The organism is Streptomyces sp. NPDC093598, assembly GCF_044764825.1.
Lineage (GTDB): Bacteria > Actinomycetota > Actinomycetes > Streptomycetales > Streptomycetaceae > Streptomyces.
Map to the genome: position 1 here is coordinate 97,594 of NZ_JBIWIV010000004.1, position 26,011 is coordinate 123,604.

A 26,011-nucleotide genomic window follows, 5' to 3' on the forward strand; every position below is an offset into this window, starting at 1 on the left:
CGTCGGCCCTGAACGGGCCTCGTCCTCGGGCGGCGGACGGGCTGGTGGTGCCGCCGGTCGGATGCGTCGAACCGGCCTGGTGCAGGAGCCCTTGGCGGCGCCGACGTTCACGTCCATTTCGGTACTCGGTCCGGGACTCGGCTGACATAGGCGGTGACGTTTCGCCTCCACGGGGAACAGTGGTCGCGGCGCTGACGCTGTGACACGTGGAGGTGATCGTCGATGACCGACGAGCAGGACAGGACCGAGTACCGCACCGAGCACGACTCCATGGGCGAGGTGCGGGTGCCCGCCCACGCCAAGTGGCGTGCCCAGACACAGCGCGCCGTGGAGAACTTCCCCGTCTCCGGGCAGCGCATCGAGCGGGCGCACATCGAGGCGCTGGCCCGGATCAAGGGCGCGGCGGCCAAGGTCAACGCCGAGCTGGGGGTCCTGGACAAGGACATCGCCGGGGCGATCCAGGAGGCGGCCGGAGAGGTCGCCGAGGGGACGTGGGACGAGCACTTCCCGGTCGACGTGTTCCAGACCGGGTCCGGGACCTCGTCCAACATGAACACCAACGAGGTGATCGCCACCCTGGCCACTGAGCGGCTCGGACGCCCGGTGCACCCGAACGACCATGTCAACGCCTCCCAGTCGTCCAACGACGTCTTCCCCTCCTCGATCCACATCGCCGCCACCGCCGCCGTGACCCGCGACCTCGTCCCGGCCCTGGAGCACCTCGCCGCCTCCCTGGAGCGCAAGGCGGAGGAGTTCGCCGACGTCGTGAAGTCGGGTCGGACCCACCTGATGGACGCCACGCCCGTGACGCTGGGGCAGGAGTTCGGCGGGTACGCGGCCCAGGTGCGGTACGGCATCGAGCGGCTGGAGGCGTCCCTGCCCCGGCTCGCCGAACTGCCCCTCGGCGGTACGGCCGTCGGCACCGGCATCAACACCCCGCCCGGCTTCTCCGCCGCCGTGATCGAGGAGGTCACCCGCACCACCGGGCTGCCCCTCACCGAGGCCCGGAACCACTTCGAGGCGCAGGGCGCCCGGGACGGCATCGTCGAGACCAGCGGGCAGCTGCGGACCATCGCGGTCGGGCTGACGAAGATCGCCAACGATCTGCGGTGGATGTCCTCCGGGCCGCGCACCGGCCTCGCCGAGATCGCCCTGCCCGACCTCCAGCCCGGCTCCTCGATCATGCCGGGCAAGGTGAACCCGGTCATCCCGGAGGCCGTGCTGATGGTCGCCGCGCAGGTCGTGGGCAACGACGCCACCGTCGCCACCGCCGGCGCCGCCGGGAACTTCGAGCTCAACGTGATGCTGCCCGTCATCGCGAAGAACGTGCTGGAGTCGATCCGGCTGCTCGCCAACGCGACGCGGCTGCTCGCCGACCGGACCGTCGACGGCGTCACCGCGAACCGCGAGCGGGCGCGGGAGTACGCCGAGTCCTCCCCGTCCGTCGTCACCCCGCTCAACAAGTACATCGGCTACGAGGAGGCCGCGAAGGTCGCCAAGAAGGCGCTGGCCGAACGGAAGACGATCCGTCAGGTCGTCCTGGACGGCGGGTACGTGGAGCGCGGGGACCTGACCGCGGAGCAGCTCGACGAGGCGCTCGATGTCCTGCGGATGACGCACCCGTGACGGGAGGACACAGACGTGTGCCCGGCGCGTGAACCATGACACGCGCCGCAGCGTCGTATGCCTACGGCACCTAATATCTGTTCATGGCAGACGGTGGAGCGATGAGACGCGTGGAAACGGGTGGTGCGGCAGGCTTCTGGTCCCCCGGGAGCCGGATCCTGTGGCGGTACCGGGAGAACGGCGGCACGCACGTGCACATCGCGCGTCCCGTCACCGTCGTCCGGGACGACGCCGACCTGCTCGCCGTGTGGCTGGCGCCCGGCACCGAGTGCGTGAAGCCCGTGCTCGCCGACGGCACTCCCGTGCACCTGGAACCGCTGGAGTCGCGCTACACCAAGCCGCGCACCGTGCAGCGCGACCGGTGGTTCGGCACGGGTGTGCTGAAGCTGGCCCGGCCCGGCGAGCCCTGGTCGGTCTGGCTGTTCTGGGAGCCGGGCTGGCAGTTCAAGAACTGGTACGTGAACCTGGAGGAGCCGCTGGCCCGTTGGGCGGGCGGTGTGGACTCCGTCGACCACTTCCTGGACATCTCCGTCCATCCCGACCGCAGTTGGCACTGGCGCGACGAGGACGAGTTCGCCCAGGCCGTGCGGGACGGGCTGATGGACGACCAACAGGCCGAAAAGGTACGGGCGGCGGGGCGGGACGCGGTGGAGGTGATCCGCGCCTGGGGGCCGCCGTTCTCGGAAGGCTGGCAGCACTGGCGCCCGGATCCGTCCTGGGCGGTACCGTCACTGCCGGAGGACTGGGATCGTACGCCCGCGCATGTGTCCTCATGAGACCCTTGATGCGCCCCCGGGCAAGAAACGTAGGATCGTCCTCCGCAAGGGCGCGCGGCGGCAACCACCGGAGCACGCGCTGGGCTTGACCGATCGTCACCGAGGGGCGGCAGGACGTGAGCGAGGGGTACGAGGGCAACACCGGCAGGGCCTGCGCCGCAGGCCCCCTGAGCGGCAGACGGTCCGCCGGTGGCACAGGAACAACCTCTGACCACGCGGGAATTCCGTTCCTGGGGCACGTATTCCGGGTATCGGAGTTTCGGCGGGACCAACTGCGCGCGCGGCGCGCAGCCCCGGACGGATGGATTCGACACGCGTGACGGAGCAGCCGACCTCGTTCGAACGCCCCCAGGCGGGCGTCGACCCCGCGGATCCCCGCGGGGCGTTCGTGCATACCCCGACACCGGCGCGTGCGCCCGGAGCGGGCGCCTTACCGGTACAGGGCCGCCCCGGCGGCGACATCCCCGTTCCGGTCACGACGGCACACAGCACGCCGGGCACGTCGGAGCCGGGCACCTCCACGCCGTTCGGCAAGGGCAAGGACACCGTGAGCGACCCCGCCTCCGAGCACTCCCAGCCGGGTGCCGAGCAGACCGCCGAGCGCGAGACCCCTCGGCTGCGCCCCGCCCCCGAGAGCATTCCGGTCCAGCCGGCCGACGAACTGGACCGGCCGGCGGTGAACGCCGACGGGCAGGAGCGCCGCAGCGGCCAGAGCCTGCCGCCCGGCCGGCCCACGCCGATGCGGCGGGACGGCGACCGGCTCAGGTTCGTGGGGGCCGCCACCCGGCGGATCGCCCGCGGCATCGATCTCGACGAGATCGTGATGGGGCTGTGCCGGGCCACCGTGCCCACCTTCTCGGACGCGATCCTGGTCTATCTGCGCGATCCGCTGCCGGTCGGCGACGAGCGGCCCACCGGGCCGCTGGTGCTGCGGCTGCGCCGCACCGACCGGATACCGGCGGAGCGCGACACGGAGAACGGCTTCCTGCCGGCCGCGCAGCCCGAGCCGAACGAGCTGGACACGGTCGGCGCCGAGCTGTGCGAGGTGCGGCCCGGCAGCGCGCTCGCCGAGGTCCTGCGGGGTGTGCGCCCGGTGTTCACCGACGCCCCCGCGGCCCGCGCCGCACTGCCCGAGCTGCTCGGTGAAGGCGGCGAGTTCGGTGTGCCGGACGGTCAGCGCGCGATCCTCGCCCCGCTGCGCGGCCGGCGCCGGGTGATCGGTGCCGCGCTGTTCCTGCGCCGCCCCGAGCGCATCGCGTTCGAGCCGGACGACCTTTTGGTGGCCGCCCAGCTCGCCACGCACAGCGCCCTCGGCATCGACAAGGCCGTCCTCTACGGCCGCGAGGCCTACATCGCGGACGAGCTGCAGCGCACCATGCTGCCCGAGACGCTTCCCCGCCCGACGGGGGTGCGGCTGGCCTCCCGCTACCTGCCGGCCGCGGAGACGGCCCGGGTCGGCGGCGACTGGTACGACGCGATCCCGCTGCCGGGCAGCCGGGTCGCCCTGGTCGTCGGTGACGTCATGGGCCACTCCATGACCTCGGCCGCCATCATGGGCCAGCTGCGCACCACGGCCCAGACCCTCGCCGGTCTCGACCTGCCGCCGCAGGAGGTCCTGCACCACCTCGACGAACAGGCCCAGCGCCTCGGCGTGGACCGCATGGCGACCTGCCTCTACGCCGTCTACGACCCGGTATCGCACCGCATCACCATCGCCAACGCCGGTCACCCGCCGCCCGTCCTGCTGCACCTGGGTGGTCGCGCCGAGGTGCTGCGGGTGCCCGCCGGTGCCCCGATCGGCGTCGGCGGCGTGGACTTCGAGGCCGTGGAGCTGGACGCGCCCGCCGGTGCGACCCTGCTGCTGTACACCGACGGCCTGGTCGAGTCCCGCCTGCGCGATGTGTGGACCGGCATCGAGCAGCTGCGGGAGAAGCTCGCCGCGGTCGCGCAGCTCACCGGGCCGGACCATCCGCCGCCCCTGGAAGCGCTGTGCGACGAGGTGCTCGACATGCTCGGCCCGGGCGACCGGGACGACGACATCGCGCTGCTCGCCGCCCGCTTCGACGGGATCGCGCCCAGTGACGTGGCGTACTGGTTCCTGGAGCCGGAGGACGCCGCCCCCGGCCGGGCCCGCCGACTGGCCCGGCGCGCGCTCCAGCGCTGGGGCCTGGAAGAGCTCAGCGACTCCGTCGAGCTGCTGGTCAGCGAGGTCGTGACGAACGCCGTGCGGTACGCGTCCCGGCCGGTGACCCTGCGGCTGCTGCGCACGGACGTGCTGCGCTGCGAGGTCGGCGACGACGTGCCGCAACTGCCGCGGCTGCGCCAGGCCCGCGCCACCGACGAGGGCGGACGGGGGCTGTACCTGGTGAACCGGCTGGCCCGGCGCTGGGGCGCGACCCGGCTCAGCACGGGCAAGGTGGTCTGGTTCGAGCTCAACCGCAGCTGATCCGCTCGTACGAACAAGGCGAAGGGCGCCCGGTGTGCACCGGGCGCCCTTCCGCGTCTCCTGGTCTCCTACTGGCCGTCGCCCGGCTTGATCGGGTCGAACGGACCGCCGCCGCCGTCGTCCGGCGGTGTGGTCTCCGGGGCCGTCGGCGGGGTGAAGGTGGGCGGTGTCGTCGACGGGCTCGGCGGCGGGGACGAGGACGGCTTCTCCGTCGTCGGCGGCGGGGACGACGACGACGGCGGCGCGGTCGTCGGCTCCCGCGTCGGCGCCTTGGTCGGTTCCTTGGAGGGCGTCGGCGTCCAGGTCGGCTGGACTGCCGCGCCCTGCTGGGTGTCCAGGTCGAACTTGGTGACGTCGCCCATCACACCGAAGGTGTACGCCGCCCAGATCTGTGCCGGGAAGCCGCCGCCGTTGACGCGGGGCTCGCCGCCCGCCTTGTACATCGGGACCTGGGCGTGGGTCTTGGCGTCCTCGCCGAACAGGCCCACCGAGGTGACGAGGTTCGGTGTGTAGCCGGTGAACCAGGCCGACTTGTTGTTGTCGGACGTACCCGTCTTGCCCGCGACCTGCTGGCCGTCGCGCCCGGGGTTGTTGCGCACGGACGCCTGGGCGGTGCCGTCGTCGACCACGCCGGTCAGCACCGAGGTCACCGAGTCGGCGGCCTCTCGGCTGATGACCTGGTCGCCGACCGGGTCGGGCATCTTGACGGTCTGGTTCAGGTGCTCCGCCGACTTCAGGACGGCCGGGGTGACCTTCCTGCCGTGGTTGTCGAGGGTCGCGTAGACACCGGCCATCTCCAGGGGGCTCGCGCCCATGCTGCCCAGGGTCTGCGCGGGGACGGCCTCCATGTTCTCGGTGTCCATGCCGAGCTTGCCGGCGACCTTCACCACCTCGGACATCCCGACGTCGACGCCCATCTGCGCGAACACCGAGTTGACGGACTTGTTCATGGCCGTCTGGACGGTGATCTTCCCGTAGTTCTCGTCGTCCTCGTTCTCGGGGGCGAAGCCGACCTCGGTGCCGTTCTCCACGACCTGGCGCTTGCTCGTGCCGTCGTAGATCGTGTTCGCGGTGATCGGCTTGCCGTCCTGCGTCTTCGCCTGTTCCTCCAGGGCAGCGGCCAGGATGACCGGCTTGAAGGTGGACGCGGGCTGGTAGTCGGCGCGGGTGGCGTTGTTGGTGTAGTGCTTGAAGTAGTCCACGCCGCCGTACATCGCGACGACCGCGCCCGTCTTCGGGTTCACGGACGCGGCACCGGCTTGGACGTCTCCGTCGACCTTGCGCTTGCCGGGGTCGAGCTTGCTGTTGAGCTGCTGCTGGACGGACTTCTCGAGCGCCGCCTGCTTCTTCTTGTCGATGTTGAGCGTGAGGGTCCAGCCGCCGGCGTTGACCATCGCCTCGGCTTCCTTGGTGCTGTCGGCGGTGCCGTCGGCGACGAGCTGCTTCTCCAGTGCCGCGTTGGCCGCGTTGACCAGGTAGCCCTTCTGGCCCTCCATGCCCGGGGCGGGCTTGGGCTCCTTCGGCACCGGGAACTTCATGCCGGCCCGCTCGGACCGGCTCAGCCAGCCCTCACCGACCATGTTGTTCAGGACGTAGTTCCAGCGGGCCTTCACCAGCTTCTTACCGTCCTCCGAGGCGACGGCCCAGTCGTACTGGCTCGGGGCCTGGAGCAGCGCGGCGAGGTAGGCGCCCTGCGCGACCGTGAGCTTCTCGGCGTCGGTGCGGTAGTAGGCCTGGGCGGCGGCCTGGATGCCGTAGGCGTTGCGGCCGTAGTAGCTGGTGTTGATGTAGCCGGCGAGGATGTAGTCCTTGGACTTCTCGCGGTCCAGCTTCAGCGAGATGACCAGTTCCTTCAGCTTGCGCGAGACGGTCTGTTCCTGCGTCAGGTAGTAGTTCTTGACGTACTGCTGGGTGATCGTCGAACCGCCCTGCGCGCCCCGGCCCGACAGCGTGTTGAACAGGCCGCGGGCGGTGCCCCTGAGGTCGACGCCGGCGTCCTTGTAGAAGGTCTTGTTCTCGGCCGCGACGAAGGTGAGCCGCACCTCCTTGGGAACCCGGGCCAGGTCGACGACCTCGCGGTTGACCTTGCCGTCGCGGGCCATGATCGAGCCGTCGCTGTACTTGTAGATGTTGCTCTGGCGCTTGGCGTCGGCGTTCCCCTCGGGGATGTCGATGACCATGTACAGCACGATGAAGGCGCCCATGCCCAGCAGGCAGAGCCCGAAGAAGGTGCCGAGGATCTTCTTCCAGGTGAAGAGCCTGCGTATGCCGCTCTTCCCGGCCGCGGCCGACGAACGGCGGCGCTTGGGTGCCGCCCGGCGCCCACCGCGCTGTCTGGCGCGTCTCTCTTCCGCTCGTCCCATGGGTCCGATCCGCTCCGCTTCGTTCATGTGTGCTCACGCGTCACACAGGTTCGCCGCTCAGGTCAGCTCAGAAAGCTAACACCGGGAGATAAGAGATAGGGCTGCCGATCCGGCCCTTTGCGGACGTGACAATCAGCACTCATCCCAACGGAACCGACGTACGAGACACGCGCAGGGTTGCCAGAACGCGGAAAAGTGATATCACTTAGCTAGACAGAAGCTATGCAGGAGTGGCTTCTCAGGAGGACGGGGGATCACCCATGCCCACACATGACACGCAGGTCACCGCCGACGTACCCGAGATGCCGGCGCCACGCGTACGGGAGTTCACCGCGCACAGCATCGGCGGGGGGCTCGCCCTGCTGCTCGGCCTGGTCGGGCTGCTGGCCGGCGCCGGGCTGATCGCGGTCGCCACGTCGGTGGACCCGACCGGCGCGCAGGCCGGGCTGATCATCGGCGGCATCCTGGTCGCGCTCGCGGCGTTCCTCGCCATGTGCGGGCTGAACATGGTGGCGCCGGGCGAGGCCCGGGTCGTCCAGCTGTTCGGCCGGTACCGGGGGACGATCCGGCAGGACGGCCTGCGCTGGGTGAACCCCTTCACCTCGCGCACGAAGATCTCGACGCGCGTACGCAACCACGAGACCGCCGTCCTGAAGGTCAACGACGCCTACGGCAACCCCATCGAACTCGCCGCGGTCGTGGTGTGGCGCGTCGAGGACACCGCCCAGGCCACCTTCGAGGTCGACGACTACATCGAGTTCGTCTCCACCCAGACCGAGGCGGCCGTGCGGCACATCGCCATCGAGTACCCCTACGACGCCCACGAGGAGGACGGCCTCTCGCTGCGCGGCAACGCCGAGGAGATCACCGAGAAGCTCGCGGTCGAACTGCACGCGCGCGTGGAGGCGGCCGGAGTGCAGATCATCGAGTCGCGCTTCACGCACCTCGCCTACGCCCCCGAGATCGCCTCGGCGATGCTCCAGCGGCAGCAGGCCGGAGCGGTGGTCGCGGCGCGGCGGCAGATCGTGGACGGCGCGGTGGGCATGGTGGAGGCGGCGATCGCCCGGATCACCGAGCGCGACATCGTGGAGCTGGACTCCGAACGGAAGGCGGCGATGGTCTCCAACCTCATGGTCGTGCTGTGCGGTGACCGGGCCGCGCAGCCGGTCCTCAACACCGGGTCCCTCTACCAGTGACGGTCCCTGGCGAAGGTCCGGGCCCTCAGCGCCGGCCGCAGCAGCGCAAGCAGGTGCTGCTGCGGCTGGACCCGGCGGTGTACGAGGCGCTCGCGCGGTGGGCCGGGGACGAGCTGCGGTCGGCCAACGCGCAGATCGAGTTCCTGCTGCGGAGGGCGCTGGCGGAGGCGGGGCGGCTGCCGCGGGAGACCGGGCCGCTGCCCCGGCGGGGGCGTCCGCCAGGGGGCTCCGCCTCCGGACCCCCGTCGGCCTGAGCAGGGGGCTCCACGGCTGTTGCGGAACCGTGACAACCCGCTCCGACCTGGGCTCCGGCACACCCCGCCAAGACCTGGACACCCGGTGTATACATGCCGCGTATACACCCCGTGTACAGTCCTGCTCATGTCCATCGGTCACACTCTCCTGGGGCTCCTGGAGTCCGGCCCGCGCCACGGTTACGACCTGAAGCGGGCCTTCGACGAGAAGTTCGGTCACGACCGGCCGCTCCACTACGGCCAGGTCTACTCGACGATGTCCCGCCTGCTGAAGCACGGGCTCGTCGAGGTCGACGGCATCGAGGCGGGCGGCGGGCCCGAGCGCAAGCGGTACGCGATCACCGAGGCCGGCATCACCGACGTCGAGCGCTGGCTCGCCACGCCCGAGAAGCCGGAGCCGTACCTCCAGTCGACCCTCTACACCAAGGTCGTCCTCGCGCTGCTCACCCACCGCGACGCCGGCGACATCCTCGACACCCAGCGTTCGGAGCATCTGCGCAGCATGCGGATCCTCACCGACCGCAAGCGCAAGGGCGACCTGGCCGACCAGCTCATCTGCGACCACGCGCTGTTCCACCTGGAGGCGGACCTGCGCTGGCTGGAGCTGACCGCGGCGCGTCTGGACAAGCTCCGTGAGGCGGTGGCCCGGTGACGATTCCCGCTGGTTCGCTCCTCACCGCCCAGGACCTGCGCAAGGCGTACGGGCCGACGACCGCGCTCGACGGCGCCGAGTTCTCCATCCACCCGGGCGAGGTCGTCGCCGTGATGGGTCCGTCCGGGTCGGGCAAGTCGACGCTGCTGCACTGCCTCGCCGGGATCGTCATGCCCGACTCGGGCTCGATCACGTACGACGGGCGCGAGGTGACCGCGATGAGCGACGCCGAGCGCAGTGCGCTGCGGCGCTCGGACTTCGGGTTCGTGTTCCAGTTCGGGCAGCTCGTGCCGGAACTCACCTGCGTGGAGAACGTCGCGCTCCCGTTGCGGCTGAGCGGGTCGTCCCGCAAGGAGGCCGAGCGGACCGCGCTGGCCTGGATGGAGCGGCTGGAGGTCGACGACCTGCGCAAGAAGCGGCCCGGCGAGGTGTCCGGCGGTCAGGGGCAGCGGGTGGCCGTCGCCCGCTCGCTGGTGACGAATCCGCGGGTGGTGTTCGCAGACGAGCCGACCGGTGCGCTCGACTCGTTCAACGGCGAGCGCGTGATGGAACTGCTCACCGACGCCGCCCGGTCGGCCAACGCGGCCGTGGTGCTCGTCACGCACGAGGCGCGGGTGGCCGCGTACTCCGACCGCGAGATCGTCGTACGGGACGGCAAGTCCCGTGACATGGAGCGCGTCATATGAGCGCCGGGCAGTGGCCCCGGGATCTGGCCATGGGGGTGCGGTTCGCCTTCGCCGGCGGGCGTGAGGGGTGGACCCGGGCACTGCTGACGGCCGTCGGCGTCGGACTCGGCGTGGCACTGCTGCTGCTCACCACCGCCATCCCGAACGCGCTGGCGGAACGCGACCGGCGTGAGGAGGCCCGCAGCGACCACACCTTCAGCCAGCAGAAGATACCCAAGGCCGACAACACCCTGATCGTCGTGGACTCGGACACCACGTTCCGGGACCAGGACGTGCGCGGCCGGATGCTGGAGCCGGAGGGCCCGCGGGCTCCGCTGCCCCCGGGGGTCGCGCAGTTCCCGGCGGCGGGCGAGATGGTCGTCTCCCCCGCGCTGAAGGAGCTGCTCGCCTCCGACGACGGCAAGCTGCTGCGGGAACGGCTGAACTACCGGATCACGGGCACCATCGGCGAGCCGGGACTGGTCGGCTCGCAGGAACTCGCCTATTTCGCGGGCGGCACGGGGCTCGCGGAACGACTCGAGGGCCTGGCAAGCGGGGCCCGGATCGACAGCTTCGGCAACGACGATCTGGCGCCGTCCGACCCCTGGGACCCGGTGCTGCTCCTGCTGGTCCTGGTCGTCTTCGTGGTGCTCCTGATGCCGGTCGCCGTGTTCATCGCCGCGGCCGTGCGCTTCGGCGGCGAGCGGCGCGACCGCAGGCTGGCGGCACTGCGGCTGGTCGGCGCCGACAGCCGGATGACCCGGCGGATCGCCGCCGGCGAGGCGCTCGCCGGCTCCGTGCTGGGGCTCGTCCTCGGCACCGGGTTCTTCCTGCTCGGGCGGCAACTGGCGGCGTCCGCCGAGGTGTTCCGCGTCAGCGTGTTCCCGAGCTATCTGAACCCCTCGCCCCTGCTGGCCGTCCTCGTCGCGCTGGCGGTGCCGGCGGCCGCGGTCCTGGTGACGATCCTCGCCCTGCGCGGGGTGGTCATCGAGCCGCTCGGCGTGGTGCGCACGGCCAAGCCGGCGCGGCGCCGGCTGTGGTGGCGGCTGCTGCTGCCGCTCGGCGGACTCGCGCTGCTCTACCCGATGATCGGGCAGGGAGACGACGGCGGGGAGTTCAACCAGTACCTCGTCGTCGGCGGCGTGATGCTCCTGCTGGTCGGCGTCACGGCCCTGCTGCCCTGGGTGGTGGAGACGGTCGTGGCCCGGCTCGGCTCGGGCGGGATCGCCTGGCAGCTGGCCGTGCGCAGGCTCCAGTTGAGCAGTGGCGCGGCGGCCCGGATGGTCAACGGCATCGCGGTGGCGGTGGCCGGGGCGATCGCCCTGCAGATGCTGTTCGCGGGAGTGGAGGGCAACTACACCAGGGCGTCGCAGTACGACGTCTCCCGGGCCCAGATGAGCGTGGACGTGCGGGACGGCACCGATACCGCGGCCACCGTCGCGAAGTACCGCGACACCGAGGGTATGCGCAAGGTCACCGCCCTGTCCGATGTCCATCTCGGCGACCGTCGCGGCGAGGCGGAGGCCATCGTCCAGGTGACCGTGGCCGACTGCGCGTCGCTGCGCGAGGTGGCCACGCTCCCCTCCTGCCACGACGGTGACGTCTTCGCGGTCAAGGGCTCGGAGTACGACGGCGACAGTGAACGTCTGGCCAGGCCCGGCACGACCCTGTGGGCCGAATCGGACGACTCCACCCGCCCCGGCGACCGATCGGTCTCCTGGACCGTACCGCAGGACATCCGGCAGGCCGAGTCCCGCGAGGACCCCACCGGGTACGAGCGCGGCGGCATCCTGGTCACCCCCGGCGCGCTGCCCGAGAAGCTCGGAGCGTTCATCTCCACGCAGCTCTTCCTGAGCGTGGACCCCTCGGTGCCGGACGCGTACGACCACGTGCGCAACACGGCCGCGCGGCTCGACCCGACGGCCCAGCCGATGACCTGGCACAGCATCGAGAGCAACGACCGCTACGCAACCATCCGCACCGGCCTGTCCGTCGGCGCCGCCTGCGTGCTCGCGCTGATCGGGGCGAGCCTGCTGGTCTCGCAGCTGGAGCAGCTGCGCGAACGCCGCAAGCTGCTGTCGGCCCTGGTCGCCTTCGGCACCCGGCGCCGCACCCTCAGCCTGTCGGTGCTGTGGCAGACGGCGATCCCGATCGGTCTGGGCCTGCTGCTCGCCGCGACGGTGGGCATGGCTCTGGGCGCGGTCCTGCTGCGGATGACCAACACGTCGGTCCGGGTGGACTGGCCGAGCGTGCTGTCGATGACCGGCATCGGCGCGGGCGTCGTCCTGGTGGTGACGCTGCTGAGCCTGCCGCCGCTGCTGAAACTGATGCGGCCGGACGGGCTGCGCACCGAGTAGCGGGCCCCCGGCTCGTACGGGTCGTCAGGCGTCCTGCTCCAGCACCCGTACGGGCAGCGGCCGCAGCGCCTGCCGCAGGGCGGCCGCCAGTTCCTCGTACTCCGCGCCGCGCGCCGCCCCCGCCCGCATCGCCAGCGCGATCCGGCGGGTGGGGGCCGGGTCGGCGAAGTAGCCGGTGAGGAGCTGGTTGCTGCGGGAGGTCTCGACCTTGAGGGCGGTGCGCGGCAGCAGGGTGACTCCGAGCCCGCCCGCCACGAGCTGCACCAGTGTGGACAGCCCGGCGGCGGTCGTGGTGACGGGCACGTCGTCGCGGCCGGCCTCCCGGCAGATGTCGAGGGCCTGGTCGCGCAGGCAGTGCCCCTCGTCGAGGAGCAGCAGGTTCAGCTCGCGCAGCGCCTGACGCGGAATGCCCTCGCGCCCGCCGAGCCGGTGGTCGAGCGGGGTGACGAGCACGAAGTCCTCGTCGAACAACGGCAGTTCGGCGACGCCCGGTACTCCCAGGGGCACGGCGAGCAGCAGCAGGTCGAGCCGGCCGCTGGTCAGACCGTCGAGCAGGTTGGCGGTCTGCTCCTCGTGCACCTGGAGGTCGAGGTGCGGATACCGTTCGTGGACGAGCCGCAGCACCGTCGGCAGCAGATAGGGCGCGACCGTCGGGATCACCCCGAGCCGCAGCACCCCGGTGAAGGGCGCCCGGACCGCCTCGGCCTCCTCCATGAGGGCGCCCACCTCCCCCAGCACCGCCTTGGCCCGTACGGCGATCCGCTCGCCCTCGGGTGAGAGCAGCACCCTGCGCGTCGTACGCTCGAGGAGCGTCACTCCGAGTGTCTCCTCCAGGGCCGATACGGCACCCGAGAGGGCGGGCTGGCTCATGCCGATCGCCGCGGCCGCGTCCCGGAAGTGAAGGTGTTCGGCCACCGCCGCGAAGGCGCGGAGCTGGGCCAGGCTGGGCTGCCTGCGCTTATTACCGACAGTCACTGATAGCTACCTCCGATCAACTCGACCGAGTGTAGCTATTTCCGTAATCAATCGAGCGTGTGCCAACATCAACACAGTCCAACCCATGGGAAACGCCCGCAATCCGGGTGTTTCTTCGCTGCAAGGAGAATGTGTGCTCACCGTCGGTGACAAGTTCCCCGAGTTCGACCTGACCGCCTGCGTCTCGCTGGAGAAGGGCAAGGAGTTCCAGCAGATCAACCACAAGACCTACGAGGGTCAGTGGAAGGTCATCTTCGCGTGGCCCAAGGACTTCACCTTCGTGTGCCCGACCGAGATCGCCGCCTTCGGCAAGCTGAACGACGAGTTCGCGGACCGCGACGCGCAGGTCCTCGGCTTCTCCGGTGACTCCGAGTTCGTCCACCACGCCTGGCGCAAGGACCACGACGACCTGCGTGACCTGCCGTTCCCGATGATGGCCGACTCCAAGCACGAGCTGATGCGCGACCTCGGCATCGAGGGCGAGGACGGCTTCGCCAAGCGCGCCGTGTTCATCGTGGACCAGAACAACGAGATCCAGTTCTCGATGGTGACCGCGGGCTCCGTCGGCCGTAACCCGAAGGAGGTCCTCCGGGTCCTGGACGCGCTCCAGACGGACGAGCTGTGCCCCTGCAACTGGTCGAAGGGCGACGAGACCCTCGACCCCGTCGCGCTGCTCTCCGGGGAGTGATCTGACATGTCGCTGGACGCCCTGAAGTCCGCCATACCGGACTACGCCAAGGACCTGAAGCTCAACCTGGGCTCGGTCATCGGCAACTCCGACCTGCCGGCCCAGCAGTTGTGGGGCACGGTGCTGTCGACGGCGATCGCCTCGCGCTCCCCGATCGTGCTGCGCGAGCTGGAGCCGGAGGCGAAGGCGAACCTGTCGCCGGAGGCCTACACGGCGGCCAAGGCCGCTGCCGCGGTGATGGCGATGAACAACGTCTTCTACCGCACCCGTCACCTCCTGACGGACCACGAGTACGGCAACCTCCGCGCGGGCCTGCGGATGAACGTCATCGGCAACCCGGGCGTCGACAAGGTCGACTTCGAGCTGTGGTCCTTCGCGGTCTCCGCCATCAACGGCTGCGGCATGTGCCTGGACTCCCACGAGCAGGTGCTGCGCAAGGCCGGCCTCGACCGCGAGGTCATCCAGGAGGCGTTCAAGATCGCCTCCGTGATCCAGGCGGTCGGCGTCACGCTGGACGCCGAGGCGGTTCTGGCCGAGTAACCCCCGGCCGCACGCCTCACATCGCAGGGCCCCGCCCACCTGACCGGTGGACGGGGCCCTGCTGCTGTTCCAGGTCCTGACTACTCCGACGGCGTCTCGGGGGCGGGCTCCGTGCTCACCGCCGTGGCCCCGCGCGGCCGCACCGAATGCCGGAGCGCCGACTTCTGCGAGTACGACCGCAGATACCCGGCGACCGTGTTCGTCACCGCCACCAGCGGCACGGCGACCACCGCACCGCCGATCCCGGCCACCATCCCGCCCGCCGCGACCGACAGCACCACCGCCAGCGGATGCACCCGCACGGCCCGCCCGAGGATGAACGGCTGCAGGATGTGCCCCTCGATCTGCTGCACGGCCAGCACCACCACCAGTGTCATGACAGCCGTGAACACCCCCTGGGTGACCAGCGCGACGACCACCGCCAGCGCCCCGGAGACCACCGCGCCCACCAGCGGGATGAACGCGCCCAGGAAGATGAACACCGCCAGCGGCACGGCCATCGGCACATCGAGGAAGTAGATCCCGAGCCCGATGAAGATCGCGTCGATCAGCGCGACGATCACCGTGCCCCGCACGTACGCCGTCAGTGTGCGCCACGCCGCCGGACCGGCCCCGGCCACTCCCGGCCGCGCCGCCGCCGGCACCAGCTTCAGCGTCCACTGCCAGATCCGCTTGCCGTCGTAGAGCAGGAACAGCGTGCAGAAGACGGCCAGCAGAATCCCGGTCAGGGCCTCGACGACGACGGTCACGCCCTCCAGACCCGCCGAGGTGATCTGGTCGGTGTTCGCCCCGACCGCCTCACGCAGGTTCTTGGCGATCTCGTTGATCTGCTTGTCCGTGACGTGGAAGGGGCTGTTCAGCAGCCAGTTCCGCAACTCGTCGATGCCGTCCTGGATCTGGCCCGAGAGGTCGTCGATGTTCTCCATGACCTGCCAGGTCACGAACCAGCCCATGAGGCCCATGACGACGAAGCCGAGGATCGCCGTCAGCGCGGTCGCCGGCCCGCGTGGCACGCCGTGGCGCCGCAGCCGCGCCACCGTCGGCTGGAGCATCGCCGTGATGAGCAGCGCGATCACGAACGAGAGCACCACGAGCTGGACGGCGCTGATGACCCGCATCAGCACCCACAAGGTGCCCGCGAGGACGAGGAGCCGCCAGCCGGCCTCGGCCGCGACCCGCACCCCCCACGGCACGGCCAGCGCGGGATCGGGCCGGGCGGCGATGTCGGGCGCGTAGTCCGGGGGCGGCGGCACGAGGTCGTCGGCGAGCGTCCCGGAGTCGGAGTCGTCCTGCTCCCGTTCGGCTGCGGCGCGGCGTTCGTTGTACCGCTCGCTCATCTCGGTCAGCCCGGCACCGAGCCGGCCGAGCCACCCTGGCACTCGCGACATGATCCGTCCTTTTCCCCCGTCTTGGCGCACCACTCCCCCCGGGGAGCCGTCCGTCCGACCGTACACGGCGCGAGCCCCGCACCGGACGACGGTGCGGGGCTCGCGCGAAGCATGGGATCGGCCGTGGGGCCGGTCGGCTCAGTACCAGTGGTTGGCCTGCCAGAACGACCAGGCATCACAGGGGCTGCCGTAGCGGTCGTTCATGTAGTTCAGGCCCCACTTGATCTGGGTGGCCGGGTTGGTCCGCCAGTCGGCGCCGACGGACGACATCTTGGAACCGGGCAGCGCCTGGAACATGCCGTAGGCCCCGGAGGAGGGGTTGACCGCCTTGTAGTTCCAGTCGGACTCGTGGTCCACGATGTTGCTGAAGCACTGGAACTGACCCGCCGGCACCAGCTGCCGTGCCATCGCCTGGATCTGGGCGATGCTGTAGGAGCTCGCGACGGGGAAGTCGGAGATGTCCTTGGAGCGGCTGGCGGCCTCCTTGACCTCCGCGCGCTCCTTGGCGGCCTTGGCGGCTGCCTCGGCGGCCTTCTCCGCGGCTTCCTTCTTGGCGATGGCCGTCTCGGCGGCGGCCTTGCGGGCGGCCTCCTCGGCGTCCTTCTTCGCGCTCGCGTCCGCCTGAATGGCCTGTGCGTCGGCCTGCTGCGTCAGCGACGCGGTCTGCACCTGGGCCTGCTGGCCCGCGGGGATGTCCGCGAGCAGGGTGGCGCCGCTAGCCGTCGCTTCGGCGTCGTTGTTCTGCGCGGTGCTGCCCGAGGCAACGCCGACGACGCTTCCGACAGCGGTGACCGCCGTGGCCGAAGCCACTGCGAATCCCCGGACCGAGATCCGGCTCACACGGTTTTCCTTCCAGCATCGCCCGCTTCGGTGACCCTCGCGGACGCAATCGTGCCCCTGACACTGGCCTCCCCAACTGCGGGGTCACGGGAGGCGCGGGCCCGGTGGGCAACTCCCCCGAGGGGAGCGCCGCGTGTAGCGCGGGCGGCATACGACATCGCTATGCAGTTGATGCTGTCGCTTTTGTGGTGCCGTACCGCTGGGGGTACAGCTGTGTCGTATGCGGGGCCTGACAGGAGTGAGACTCTGCCGTAACCCGACGGGGCAAGGCAATTCTGAGTTGCGTGTGAAAGCTCACATCTCGTTTGACGCGGGAGATTCACACAAACGCCTACACGCGAAGGCGCCGCCCGGCTAGGCTCTTCGCCTTTTCCGGACGGCGCCAACTATCGCATAACCGCACCTACTTGCAGCGGGGCGGTCAGACCTGCCCGTCTTCGAGCATTTCGGTCACAAGGGCGGCGATCTGTGACCTCTCGGACCGCGTCAGGGTCACATGCGCGAAGAGCGGATGCCCCTTCAGCTTCTCGACGACGGCGACGACACCGTCGTACCGGCCGACCCGGAGGTTGTCCCGCTGGGCCACGTCATGGGTGAGAACCACCCGCGAATTGGCCCCGATCCGGGACAGAACGGTGAGAAGCACATTCCGTTCCAGCGACTGCGCCTCGTCCACGATCACAAACGCGTCGTGCAGCGAGCGGCCGCGGATGTGGGTGAGCGGCAGGACCTCCAGCATCCCGCGCGCCGTCACCTCCTCGATGACCTCGCGGGACGTCACCGCCGACAGCGTGTCGAACACGGCCTGCGCCCAGGGGCTCATCTTCTCGGCCTCGGAGCCCGGCAGATAACCGAGCTCCTGGCCGCCCACCGCGTACAGCGGACGGAAGACCATCACCTTCTGGTGCTGACGGCGCTCCAGCACCGCCTCCAGACCCGCGCACAGCGCCAGCGCCGACTTGCCGGTGCCGGCCCGGCCACCCATCGACACGATCCCGACGTCCGGGTCGAGCAGCAGGTCGAGCGCGATCCGCTGCTCGGCACTGCGGCCCTTGATGCCGAACACCTCACGATCCCCGCGCACGACACGGACGTTGCCCTCGGGCGTGACCCGCCCGAGCGCCTTGCCGCGCTCCGACTGGATCATCAGGCCCGTGTGCACCGGCAGGTCGGCGACCTCGGGGACGTGGACGTGCCCCTCCTCGAAGAGGATGTCCACCTGTTCGCCGGGCAGGGTCAGTTCGGACATGCCGGTCCAGCCGGAGGAGTCCGTGATGGCGAGTTCCGCGCGGTACTCCTCGGCGAGGAGCCCGACGGAGGACGCCTTGATCCTGAGCGGCAGGTCCTTCGACACGACGGTGACGTCGAACCCCTCGGCCTGCAGATTGCGGGCGACCGCGAGGATGCGGGAGTCGTTGTCCCCCAGGCGGTAGCCGCTGGGCAGCACGCTGGGGTCCGAGTGGTTGAGCTCGACACGGACGGTCCCGCCCAGGTCCCCGATCGGGATGGGGGCGTCGAGGCGACCGTGCCGGACCCGGAACTCGTCGAGCAGGCGCAGGGCCTGCCGGGCGAAGTAGCCGAGTTCGGGATGGTGCCGCTTGGCCTCCAGCTCCGTGACCACGACGATGGGGAGCACGACCTCGTGCTCGTCGAAGCGGTGCAGGGCGTTCGGGTCGGCCAGCAGGACGCTGGTGTCGAGAACATAGGTGCGCCGGTCGGGCTTGTGGCGCTTTGTGCTGGTCACCACGGAAGGACGTACCCCCTCGGATGAGGTCGGGGAGCGACGGAGTGGAGCTGGACCGGTCGACGGCCGCTTCGCACGGGCCGAAAACCGGCCCTCCGCCTCTTCGTCCGTGCTGTGACCGCACGATCGGGCTGGTGCAAAGGGCCTCCCGGGCGGACGGCCCCGTGCCGTCCGCTGAGATCCGACACCCGTGGTTCGGGCGTCGACCTGTCTGGGTTATGCCCTCGAACGAGCGTCGCCATGCCACGGCATATGACGGCGAGCCGGTGAACTCCGTGTTACGTGTGCCTTCGGCGGGGTACCGGGAGGTGTTACGACGTGGGACGTCCTGCGTCCGTGGTACCGGTGACGGGTGCGTCAGCCGCCGTAGCGCCGGTGGCGGGCCGCGTAGTCACGCATGGCGCGCAGGAAGTCGACCTTGCGGAACGCCGGCCAGAACACGTCACAGAAGTAGTACTCGGAGTGCGCGGTCTGCCAGAGCATGAATCCGGACAGCCGCTGCTCGCCGCTGGTACGGATCACCAGGTCGGGGTCGGGCTGGTCGCTCGTGTAGAGGTGACGCCCGATCATGTCGATGTCGACGGCCTCGGCGAGCTCCTCCATCGAGGTGCCCTTGTCCTGGGCGTCGAGCAGCATCGACCGCACGGCGTCGGCGATCTCCTGGCGGCCGCCGTAGCCGATGGCGACGTTGACCACTATGCCGTCGACGTGCGCGGTGGTCTCCTCGGCCTCCTTGAGGACCGTCTGCATCCCGGAGGGCAGCAGGTCGGGCGTGCCGACGTGATGCACCCGCCAGCGGCCGTCGGCGGCCAGGGTGCGGACGACGTCCTCGATGATGCCGAGCAGCGGGACGAGCTCCTCCCGCGGCCGGTCGAAGTTGTCCGTGGACAGGAGCCAGAGGGTGACGACCTCGACGTCGGTCTCACTGCACCAGCCGAGGAACTCCTCGATCTTCTCGGCACCGGCCCGGTGGCCGTGGACGGTGCTGGAACCGGCGGCCTTCGCCCAGCGCCGGTTGCCGTCCATGATGACGCCGATGTGCTTGGGCACCTGAGCGTGGTCCAGGTGGCCTTCCACCCGGCGTGCGTACAGCCTGACCAGCAGGCCACGCAGCTTGTCGCGCAGGTTCACGTGATTGTCAGCCCCTCCGTACGGATCGGACAGGCCGCGGCGTGCGGCCCGGTCGTGGCCCGCGGGCGGTCCCTGCCCGTATGGCGGTCCCCGGAGGCGAAGCCTACCCCCGCCGCGGCCGTGGGCCGCCAACGGGTGCGGAACGAATGGTTCCGGCCGGTGGTTCGAGCCGCCCGGCGAACAAAGAAAAACGGGCCGGTCCGTGGGGGGGAGACGGACCGGCCCGAGGGGGGGTTTCCACCATAACCCTTTGTAAGTGATGCTGCGTGCATCGGCGTGCCACAACTACTCTCCGGAGCCACCCGGCGACGCGGCGGTGCCCGCGGAAGCGCCGCTTCAGGGCGCGCTCCTGGCCGGAACACGGCGCGTACGGGGGTGAATCGGGTGCCCCGGGACAGGATCCGGGGGGATGTGCCGCACCTGAGGTCCATTCGGGTGACTTGTCCCGACATCCCCCCGACGGGTGAACCGGGCCACAGACGCCCGCTTGACCCGCGTCGACACCAGGCCGCCTCCGTACCGCCGCTTCGCCGAAGGGCCATCGCAGCCGCACCGGCTCGACGGGAGGCCCTGGCACCGCGCAGCCCCCTCCACTGCGCGGTACCGCCCGCGCAGCTTTGCTCACGCGAATTGCCTTGGTCGAACTTACGCGAGTGACGGCGCAGAGGCGAGCCGCGGGCGATAACGATGTGAAAACCCTCGTCAGAAGATGCGCAAGTGCAGTGAGTGAGTGGAGTGACCCACGGCCGACGTGGGATCGTGCGCGATTTAGGCCATGTCCTGTCCTCATTCACCTCTAGCGTCGCACCATGACGACGACCCTGAGGATCAGTTGGGACGCGGCGAGCGCGCGCCGGGCGGAGCGGCAGTTCCTGGCCGGACCGGCCGGGCCCGGCACGCCGGTCGCCGAGGTGGTCGGCGCGATGCGGGGCGCGCACGCGCAGGTGCTCTCCGCGGCCGAGGTGTCGGTGGGGATGCGGGCAGCCGGGGTGACACGGGCGGACGTACGGGCCGCGCTCTGGGAGGAACGGTCCCTGATCAAGACGTACGGGCCGCGCGGCACGGTCCACCTCCTCCCGGCCCGGGAACTCCCCCTCTTCTCGGCGGCGTTGACCGCGGTCCCGACGGGGCCCAGCCCGTTCCCGCCCGACGTGCGGCTCACCGAGGACCAGGCCGGCCAGGTGGTGACGGCGATCGGTGACGCGCTGGACGGCAGGTGTCTGACCCTCGACGAGCTGTCCGAGGAGGTCGTCGCCCGCACGGGCCCCTGGGCCGGCGACCGCGTGATGCCGGCGTTCCAGGACCTGTGGCCGCGCTGGCGCCAGGTGATGCACCGGGCGGGCTGGGCGGGCACGCTGTGCTTCGGCCCCAACCGCGGTCGCAAGGCGACGTACACGCGCCCGCCGCGGGGGGACGGTGGGGCGGGGGACGCGCGGTCCGCCCCGCGGAGCGATCGAGCGGGGGCCGCACGGCCCGGCCCGCGGGACGGTCGAGGGGTGGAGGCGGGGGATGCGCTGGCCCGGTTCGTCCAGCGATATCTGCACGCGTACGGCCCGGCGACGCCGCAGCACTTCGCGCGGTGGCTGGCGGCGCCCCCCGGCTGGGCGACGGCCCTGTTCGGCGAACTGGCCGCCGGGGGCCGGATCGAGGTGGTCGACTTCGAGGGGACACCGGCGTGGGTGGCGGCGGGTGACACGGACTTCCCGGACGGTCCGCCGCGGGGTGTACGCCTGCTTCCCTACTTCGACGCGTACGTCGTCGCCGGGCAGCCTCGCGAACGGCTGTTCCCCGGGCCGGCGTACCAGCGCGCCCTCGGGGGCGGCCAGGCGGGCAACTACCCGGTGCTGCTCGTCGACGGTGTGGTGGCGGGGGTGTGGCACCAGCGGCGCCGGGGCCGTCGTACGACCGTCACGGTCGAGCCGCTCGTCCGGCTGACGGCACGACAGGAACGGGAGCTGGGCGAGCAGGCGGAGCGGGTGGGTGAGGTGCTGGAGGCGACGGCGGAACTGGTGGTGGGAGAGGTGACGGTGGGTCCGCACGCGTGATCACGACGGTGTGTGTCCGCCCGGCTTGCGTACGTCGAAGAGGTGGCGGGTGCTGTGGGCGACGAAGGGGCCTTCGGCCCGGATGCGTTCGTGCAGCGCCCGCAGCCGCGGCTCGTACGCCTCGACGGTGAAACCGGGGACCATCCAGACCACCTTGCGCAGGAAGTGCACGACCGCGCCGATGTCGTGGAACTCCACGCGCAGCCGCTCCGCCCTCAGACCGACGACGTCGAGCCCTGCGGCCTCGGCGTCGGCACGCTCCCGCTCGGGATGGCGGGCGCTGCGCACGTGGTCCGGCTGCGGTCCGAGGAAGTACTCGACGAGTTCGAAGACGCTGCCCGGGCCGACGTGCTGGGCGAAGTACGTGCCGCCGGGCTGGAGGACGCGGGCGATCTCGCCCCAGTGCGGGCGCACGGGATGACGGCTGACGACCAGGTCGAAGGCACCGTCGGCGAAGGGCAGGGGGTCGTCCTCGGCAGCGGCGACGACGGCGACGCCGCGTGGGCGGAGCAGGGCGGTGGCCTTGGCGACGTTGGGGGCCCAGCCTTCGGTGGCGACGGTGAGCCGGGGCGGCTTCGGAGCGGGGGCCGCGGCGGCGGCATTGGTGGCGGCATTGGCGGTGGCTGCATCGGCGGTGGTCTCGTCGGCGACCCTGGCGAGGGCGAAGTCCAGCACCTCTCCTCCCCCGGTCTGCACATCGAGCACCGCACTCGCCCGGCCCAGCCGCTCGGCCATCGACACGGCGTATCCCCAGGAGGGGCGCGCTTCGGTCGCCCGCCCTTCGAACCAGGAGAAGTCCCAGCCTTCCGTCGGGATGGAGGCACCTTCGGCGAGGAGGTCTTCGAAGGTGGTGGGGCGCGGGGGCCCGGGCTCGGGCTGGGACGTCACGTGGTGCTCCTTACGACAGGACGAATACGACGTGCTCGTTCTCACCGTGGCGTACGGTGCCGGTCCGCTGGAAGCCGTGCTTCTCGAGGAGACGTACGGAGCCGGTGTTCCCGCCGACCGGGTCGGCGTACAGAGGCCGGTTCTGCTCCCGTTCCAGGAAGAGGGTCAGGGCCCGGCTGCCGATGCCACGGCCCCAGTACGGCTTCCCGAGCCAGTACCCGAGGAAGCGGCGGTCTGCGTCCCACCAGGCGGCGAGGTTGCCGGCGACCTCACCGTCGACGGTCACGGTCTGCCCGAAGAGGGTGTCGTCGCCGAGGACTTCGGCCTTCCAGTGCCGCAGGAACGCCTCGCGCGGCCGAGGCGTGAGCCTCGACCGCCGGACGGCTTCCGGATCGTGCTCGTGCGCCAGGAAGAACTCCAGGTCGGCTTCCACGACGTCGCGCAGACGTACGTCCACGTGGTCATCCCTCATGCCCCGGAGTGTGCCAGCCGCCACTGACAACGGGCTCTCAGGGAACCAGCGGACGCACGTCCTCGGCCGCGAACCGCACGAACCCCTCGGGGTCGGGCTCGTCCGCCGTCGGCTGCAGTACGACGCTGTCGGCCCCGGCCTCGACCAGCCGCTCGACGGCCTCGGCGACGGCTCCCGCGTCCCCGGCGACCCCGAGGTCCGGAACGGAGTCGAGCCCCTCGGCGACGAGTTCCGCGCGCAGCCGGGCTGCGGCGTCGGGCCCGGTGGCGGTGAGCAGATAGACGACGACGGGGTGGGGCCCGGCCTCGCGGCCGGCCGCCGCCCGCCCCTCCTCGACGAGCCGCCGCGCCTTGCGCACACCCTCGGCGTTGGTGGCGGCGGTGAGGATGGTCCCGTCGGCGGCCTCACCGCTGAGCCGCAGCGACCGCGGCCCGGTGGCCCCGGCCAGCACCCCGCCCTGCGGGCCCTCCGGCGGCCAGTCGAGAGCGACGTCGTCGAGCGTGACGTAACGGCCGTCGACGGTGAGTCGCTCCCCGCCCAACAGGGCGCGGAGCGCGACGAGGTGCTCCCGCAGCAGGGTGACGGGCGACTCGACCCGGGCGCCCACCTGCCCCATCCAGTCCTGCACGCCGTGCCCCACACCGACGATCGCCCGCCCCGGGAACATCCGGCGCAGCGAGGCGACCTCCATGGCCGTGATGGCGACGTTCCGCAAGGGCACGGGCAACAGCCCGACCCCGACCCGCACCCGCTCGGTCCACGCGAGGGCTGCGGCGGCGGTGGAGATGCCCCCTTCTCTGAAACAGTCCTCCCAGAGCCAGAGTTCTTCGAGCCCGGAGCTCTCCGCGACGTCGCAGACCGAACGGAGCCGCTCGGGGGCCAACTGGGGGCGGAAGACTGCGCCTAGGGGGGTCATGAGGTCTTCCTACCCAGGGCACGAAGCACAGGGCAACACCTTTATGAGCTGTGTGGAATGGCCCGGTGGACCGGTCTCAGGCAGTCACACCTTCTTGTCAAGGTCGGGGGCGTTCTCCGCCTTGCTCACACGGCCCTTCGCGGCGTCCAGGACTGCCTGGCTCAGGTCAGCGGTTGACGGCCTGGATCTCCTGTACGACCACGTCCTGCGTGGCGCCGAACGTGCCGTCGGGGAGGTCGCCGCCTGTGCCGCCGGTGCCCGTCCACTCGATCTTCCAGGTGACGGTGGCCTGGAGCGGGTACGTGCCGTCTCCCGAGGAGCGCAGGTACTTCACGCCGCAGGGTGGCGTGCGGTCCGCCTTGCCCTTGGCGTAGGGCTCGCCGATGCGGCCGTCGTTGATCGCGCAGACACCGGACGCCGGGTAGGTGACGGCGTCCTTGGTGCCGGGTTCGATGCGGAGCGAGACCGGCTCCGCGGTCGCCGTCGCGGCGATGCCGATCACGGGGACGGACGCGGTGACGGAGACCGGCTTGAAGTCGGCGGCGTCCAGCCAGGCCCAGGTCGGCAGGTTGACCTTGGTCTGGGCGGCGGGGGCCAGGGTCACCTTGGTGCTGGGGACGCGGACCTCCGCGTAGGCGAGCTCGGCGAGGATCTCGGGCGTGACGGCGTTCTGGATGTCGGCGGGCGGAGGGTCGCCCTGGTCCACCCAGAAGGGTTCCTCTTTGCAGGCGTCCCAGCCCGGGGGGAAGTCCTCGTCGACGAACGAGTCCCAGAAGTAGCCCTTGCCGGTCTTGTCCTTGTTGAAGTCCTTGTACGGCTTCCCGTTGACGTACCGGTCGCGCTGCTTGGCGTCCCACTCGTAGCCCGTCGAACCGGCTTCCCAGACCGGCTCCATGGCCTTCTGAAGCTGTTCCGGGGTGTACTTCGGGGCGTACCAGCAGGGAGGCGGGGTCCAGGACGTGGATGAGGTGAGTGCGCCGGCGGAGTTGCCGCTGCCGTTCTTGGAACGGTCGAAGACGACGCCGCCTACGGTGACGGAGACGGTGCCGTCCTTGCCTGCGTTGGCTTGTTGATTGGCGCCCTGAGTGGCGCCACCCAGGGTGTCGTCGGCGTGCGCCACTCCAGTGAGGGCGAGCAGCGACCAGCACGTGCCGGCTATGACCACCGAGGAGAGCGTCTTCACCGGAGGCTTCAGGGCTGGCACTTGGGACTCCCACTCTGCGAAACCAACTTCTGGATCACCCAGACACCCTTGTCGTTCTTCTTGAGCGACGTGTGGTAGATGACGTAGCTCTTGGCGGTGACCTCAGTCTTCTTGGCCTTGTTCGTCTTGAGGTCCTTCACATACGCCTTGCCCTGGTCCTCGCAGTAGCTGAAGGACGCCGTGCCGTCCTTGTCGACAGACACTTGCGGAGCGTAGAAGCGGTATGCGCCGGTGACGGCCGCCTTGTGGTCGACGTAGTTCTGAACGAACTTCTGTGTGCTGGCCGCCGCCTCGCCCTCGTAGTAAAAGAGGTACGCCTTGTCGAGCGCGTTCTGGTTGACGATCGCGAGGTCTACAGCCTTGATCGACTGCTCGCCGTCGGCCAGGATCGCGTCCTTCTCCTTGTCTCCGGTCTTGGGCCAGTCGAAGGCGTAGGAGAGGTCGGACGGCAGGTCGATCTTCGGCCGTTCGGCCAGTGCAGGGTCGGAAGCGGTCGGGGACGCCGAGGCCTCATTCCCCGTACCGGCTCCCGCGATCTTGTCGTTGTCCTTGTCCTTGGAGCTGTCGTCGCTCCCGCACGCGGACAGCGTCAGGGCCGCAATGGCGGTCAGCGTGAGCGCTGCGAGGAGGGTGGGGCGGCGGTTCACGGTCGGCTCCCGGGAGGTGGCGAGGCTTCTCTTGAGCGAACCAAAGCTATACAGCGGGGTGCGGCCGCACCAGGGTGAAGGTTGTCAACTCGCGGGGTGTATGGGGAGGAATCGGCGATTCGTCGTCACCTTCGAGCCGTAACGGTTGCATAACGCGTCAATGCCGGGCACCAACGCGTGTGCCGACGGGGGCGTTTC

22 protein-coding genes are annotated in these 26,011 nt (G+C 70.5%); 11 read left to right on the plus strand and 11 right to left on the minus strand.

The window, feature by feature from the left end; translation table 11 throughout:
- The first annotated feature begins 222 nt into the window (after positions 1-222).
- The 3 genes from ACIRDU_RS15640 to ACIRDU_RS15650 all read left to right on the plus strand — a co-directional run bounded on the left by ACIRDU_RS15640 (position 223) and on the right by ACIRDU_RS15650 (position 4,848).
- Positions 223-1,626, plus strand: coding sequence for a class II fumarate hydratase (locus tag ACIRDU_RS15640; RefSeq protein ID WP_403579260.1), 1,404 nt, complete (start codon positions 223-225; stop codon positions 1,624-1,626).
- 83 nt (positions 1,627-1,709) lie between these two features.
- A complete protein-coding gene (locus tag ACIRDU_RS15645; protein ID WP_403579263.1) occupies positions 1,710-2,402 on the plus strand; it encodes a DUF402 domain-containing protein in 693 nt (230 codons plus the stop codon).
- Positions 2,403-2,703: 301 nt separating this feature from the next.
- Positions 2,704-4,848 (plus strand): SpoIIE family protein phosphatase, encoded by a 2,145-nt coding sequence (locus tag ACIRDU_RS15650; protein WP_403579265.1) that lies wholly within the window; start codon positions 2,704-2,706, stop codon positions 4,846-4,848.
- Positions 4,849-4,916: 68 nt separating this feature from the next.
- On the opposite strand, the gene ACIRDU_RS15655 is transcribed toward ACIRDU_RS15650, so the two are convergent.
- Entirely contained in the window at positions 4,917-7,211 is a 2,295-nt protein-coding gene (locus tag ACIRDU_RS15655) for a transglycosylase domain-containing protein (RefSeq protein ID WP_403579267.1), read from the minus strand.
- A 260-nt stretch (positions 7,212-7,471) separates the two neighbouring features.
- On the opposite strand from ACIRDU_RS15655, the gene ACIRDU_RS15660 reads away from it, so the two are divergent.
- The 5 genes from ACIRDU_RS15660 (at position 7,472) to ACIRDU_RS15680 (ending at position 12,335) form a co-directional block, all read left to right on the plus strand.
- Positions 7,472-8,407, plus strand: a complete 936-nt coding sequence (locus ACIRDU_RS15660; RefSeq protein WP_403579270.1) for an SPFH domain-containing protein — start codon at positions 7,472-7,474, stop codon at positions 8,405-8,407.
- The gene (locus tag ACIRDU_RS15665) at positions 8,404-8,661 is read left to right on the plus strand and encodes a hypothetical protein (RefSeq protein ID WP_403579272.1); all 258 of its coding nucleotides are present in this window, start codon (positions 8,404-8,406) and stop codon (positions 8,659-8,661) included. The genes ACIRDU_RS15660 and ACIRDU_RS15665 overlap by 4 nt, the downstream gene beginning before the upstream one ends.
- A gap of 127 nt (positions 8,662-8,788) precedes the next feature.
- A complete protein-coding gene (locus tag ACIRDU_RS15670; RefSeq protein ID WP_086603703.1) occupies positions 8,789-9,313 on the plus strand; it encodes a PadR family transcriptional regulator in 525 nt (174 codons plus the stop codon).
- Positions 9,310-9,999, plus strand: coding sequence for an ABC transporter ATP-binding protein (locus ACIRDU_RS15675; RefSeq protein WP_403579275.1), 690 nt, complete (start codon positions 9,310-9,312; stop codon positions 9,997-9,999). The genes ACIRDU_RS15670 and ACIRDU_RS15675 overlap by 4 nt, the downstream gene beginning before the upstream one ends.
- Positions 9,996-12,335 (plus strand): ABC transporter permease, encoded by a 2,340-nt coding sequence (locus ACIRDU_RS15680; protein WP_403579277.1) that lies wholly within the window; start codon positions 9,996-9,998, stop codon positions 12,333-12,335. The genes ACIRDU_RS15675 and ACIRDU_RS15680 overlap by 4 nt, the downstream gene beginning before the upstream one ends.
- Before the next feature lie 24 nt (positions 12,336-12,359).
- Here the strand turns inward: ACIRDU_RS15680 and ACIRDU_RS15685 are convergent, their stop codons facing one another.
- Positions 12,360-13,310, minus strand: a complete 951-nt coding sequence (locus tag ACIRDU_RS15685) for a LysR substrate-binding domain-containing protein (RefSeq protein WP_403579279.1) — start codon at positions 13,308-13,310, stop codon at positions 12,360-12,362.
- A 133-nt stretch (positions 13,311-13,443) separates the two neighbouring features.
- On the opposite strand from ACIRDU_RS15685, the gene ACIRDU_RS15690 reads away from it, so the two are divergent.
- Together ACIRDU_RS15690 and ACIRDU_RS15695 are read left to right on the plus strand one after the other, a co-directional pair.
- On the plus strand, positions 13,444-13,998 hold the full coding sequence (locus ACIRDU_RS15690; RefSeq protein ID WP_190195680.1) for a peroxiredoxin: 555 nt from the start codon (positions 13,444-13,446) through the stop codon (positions 13,996-13,998).
- 6 nt (positions 13,999-14,004) lie between these two features.
- Entirely contained in the window at positions 14,005-14,538 is a 534-nt protein-coding gene (locus ACIRDU_RS15695) for an alkyl hydroperoxide reductase (RefSeq protein ID WP_403579282.1), read from the plus strand.
- 80 nt (positions 14,539-14,618) lie between these two features.
- On the opposite strand, the gene ACIRDU_RS15700 is transcribed toward ACIRDU_RS15695, so the two are convergent.
- The 4 genes from ACIRDU_RS15700 to ACIRDU_RS15715 all read right to left on the minus strand — a co-directional run bounded on the left by ACIRDU_RS15700 (position 14,619) and on the right by ACIRDU_RS15715 (position 19,641).
- Positions 14,619-15,926 carry an AI-2E family transporter gene (locus tag ACIRDU_RS15700; RefSeq protein WP_403579285.1) on the minus strand — a complete coding sequence of 436 codons (1,308 nt, stop codon included), beginning with the start codon at positions 15,924-15,926 and terminating at the stop codon, positions 14,619-14,621.
- A gap of 138 nt (positions 15,927-16,064) precedes the next feature.
- Positions 16,065-16,766 (minus strand): transglycosylase SLT domain-containing protein, encoded by a 702-nt coding sequence (locus ACIRDU_RS15705; RefSeq protein ID WP_403579288.1) that lies wholly within the window; start codon positions 16,764-16,766, stop codon positions 16,065-16,067.
- A gap of 421 nt (positions 16,767-17,187) precedes the next feature.
- Complete coding sequence (locus tag ACIRDU_RS15710) at positions 17,188-18,513, minus strand: PhoH family protein (protein ID WP_403579291.1); 1,326 nt, start codon at positions 18,511-18,513, stop codon at positions 17,188-17,190.
- Positions 18,514-18,867: 354 nt separating this feature from the next.
- A complete protein-coding gene (locus ACIRDU_RS15715; protein ID WP_403579294.1) occupies positions 18,868-19,641 on the minus strand; it encodes an isoprenyl transferase in 774 nt (257 codons plus the stop codon).
- An 809-nt stretch (positions 19,642-20,450) separates the two neighbouring features.
- Between ACIRDU_RS15715 and ACIRDU_RS15720 the strand changes: the two genes are divergently transcribed.
- Positions 20,451-21,686, plus strand: coding sequence for a winged helix DNA-binding domain-containing protein (locus ACIRDU_RS15720; protein WP_403579296.1), 1,236 nt, complete (start codon positions 20,451-20,453; stop codon positions 21,684-21,686).
- On the opposite strand, the gene ACIRDU_RS15725 is transcribed toward ACIRDU_RS15720, so the two are convergent.
- The 5 genes from ACIRDU_RS15725 to ACIRDU_RS15745 form a co-directional block, all read right to left on the minus strand.
- The gene (locus ACIRDU_RS15725; protein WP_403579298.1) at positions 21,687-22,574 is read right to left on the minus strand and encodes a methyltransferase domain-containing protein; all 888 of its coding nucleotides are present in this window, start codon (positions 22,572-22,574) and stop codon (positions 21,687-21,689) included.
- Positions 22,575-22,584: 10 nt separating this feature from the next.
- Entirely contained in the window at positions 22,585-23,046 is a 462-nt protein-coding gene (locus ACIRDU_RS15730) for a GNAT family N-acetyltransferase (RefSeq protein ID WP_403579300.1), read from the minus strand.
- 37 nt (positions 23,047-23,083) lie between these two features.
- Entirely contained in the window at positions 23,084-23,962 is an 879-nt protein-coding gene (locus ACIRDU_RS15735; protein ID WP_403579303.1) for an LLM class flavin-dependent oxidoreductase, read from the minus strand.
- Positions 23,963-24,128: 166 nt separating this feature from the next.
- Positions 24,129-25,157, minus strand: a complete 1,029-nt coding sequence (locus ACIRDU_RS15740; RefSeq protein WP_403580597.1) for a hypothetical protein — start codon at positions 25,155-25,157, stop codon at positions 24,129-24,131.
- Positions 25,154-25,813: a hypothetical protein gene (locus tag ACIRDU_RS15745; RefSeq protein WP_403579306.1), complete on the minus strand. Its 660-nt coding sequence runs from the start codon at positions 25,811-25,813 to the stop codon at positions 25,154-25,156. Before ACIRDU_RS15745 ends, ACIRDU_RS15740 begins: the two co-directional genes overlap by 4 nt.
- Between the last annotated feature and the right edge of the window lie 198 nt (positions 25,814-26,011).

Coding starts and splice junctions, on each gene's coding strand:
- ACIRDU_RS15640 (WP_403579260.1), top strand. CDS start 223: ATGACCGACGAGCAGGACAGGACCGAGTACCGCACCGAGCACGACTCC.
- ACIRDU_RS15645 (WP_403579263.1), top strand. CDS start 1,710: ATGGCAGACGGTGGAGCGATGAGACGCGTGGAAACGGGTGGTGCGGCA.
- ACIRDU_RS15650 (WP_403579265.1), top strand. CDS start 2,704: ATGGATTCGACACGCGTGACGGAGCAGCCGACCTCGTTCGAACGCCCC.
- ACIRDU_RS15655 (WP_403579267.1), bottom strand. CDS start 7,211: ATGGGACGAGCGGAAGAGAGACGCGCCAGACAGCGCGGTGGGCGCCGG.
- ACIRDU_RS15660 (WP_403579270.1), top strand. CDS start 7,472: ATGCCCACACATGACACGCAGGTCACCGCCGACGTACCCGAGATGCCG.
- ACIRDU_RS15670 (WP_086603703.1), top strand. CDS start 8,789: ATGTCCATCGGTCACACTCTCCTGGGGCTCCTGGAGTCCGGCCCGCGC.
- ACIRDU_RS15680 (WP_403579277.1), top strand. CDS start 9,996: ATGAGCGCCGGGCAGTGGCCCCGGGATCTGGCCATGGGGGTGCGGTTC.
- ACIRDU_RS15695 (WP_403579282.1), top strand. CDS start 14,005: ATGTCGCTGGACGCCCTGAAGTCCGCCATACCGGACTACGCCAAGGAC.
- ACIRDU_RS15700 (WP_403579285.1), bottom strand. CDS start 15,926: ATGTCGCGAGTGCCAGGGTGGCTCGGCCGGCTCGGTGCCGGGCTGACC.
- ACIRDU_RS15720 (WP_403579296.1), top strand. CDS start 20,451: ATGACGACGACCCTGAGGATCAGTTGGGACGCGGCGAGCGCGCGCCGG.
- ACIRDU_RS15730 (WP_403579300.1), bottom strand. CDS start 23,046: ATGAGGGATGACCACGTGGACGTACGTCTGCGCGACGTCGTGGAAGCC.
- ACIRDU_RS15735 (WP_403579303.1), bottom strand. CDS start 23,962: ATGACCCCCCTAGGCGCAGTCTTCCGCCCCCAGTTGGCCCCCGAGCGG.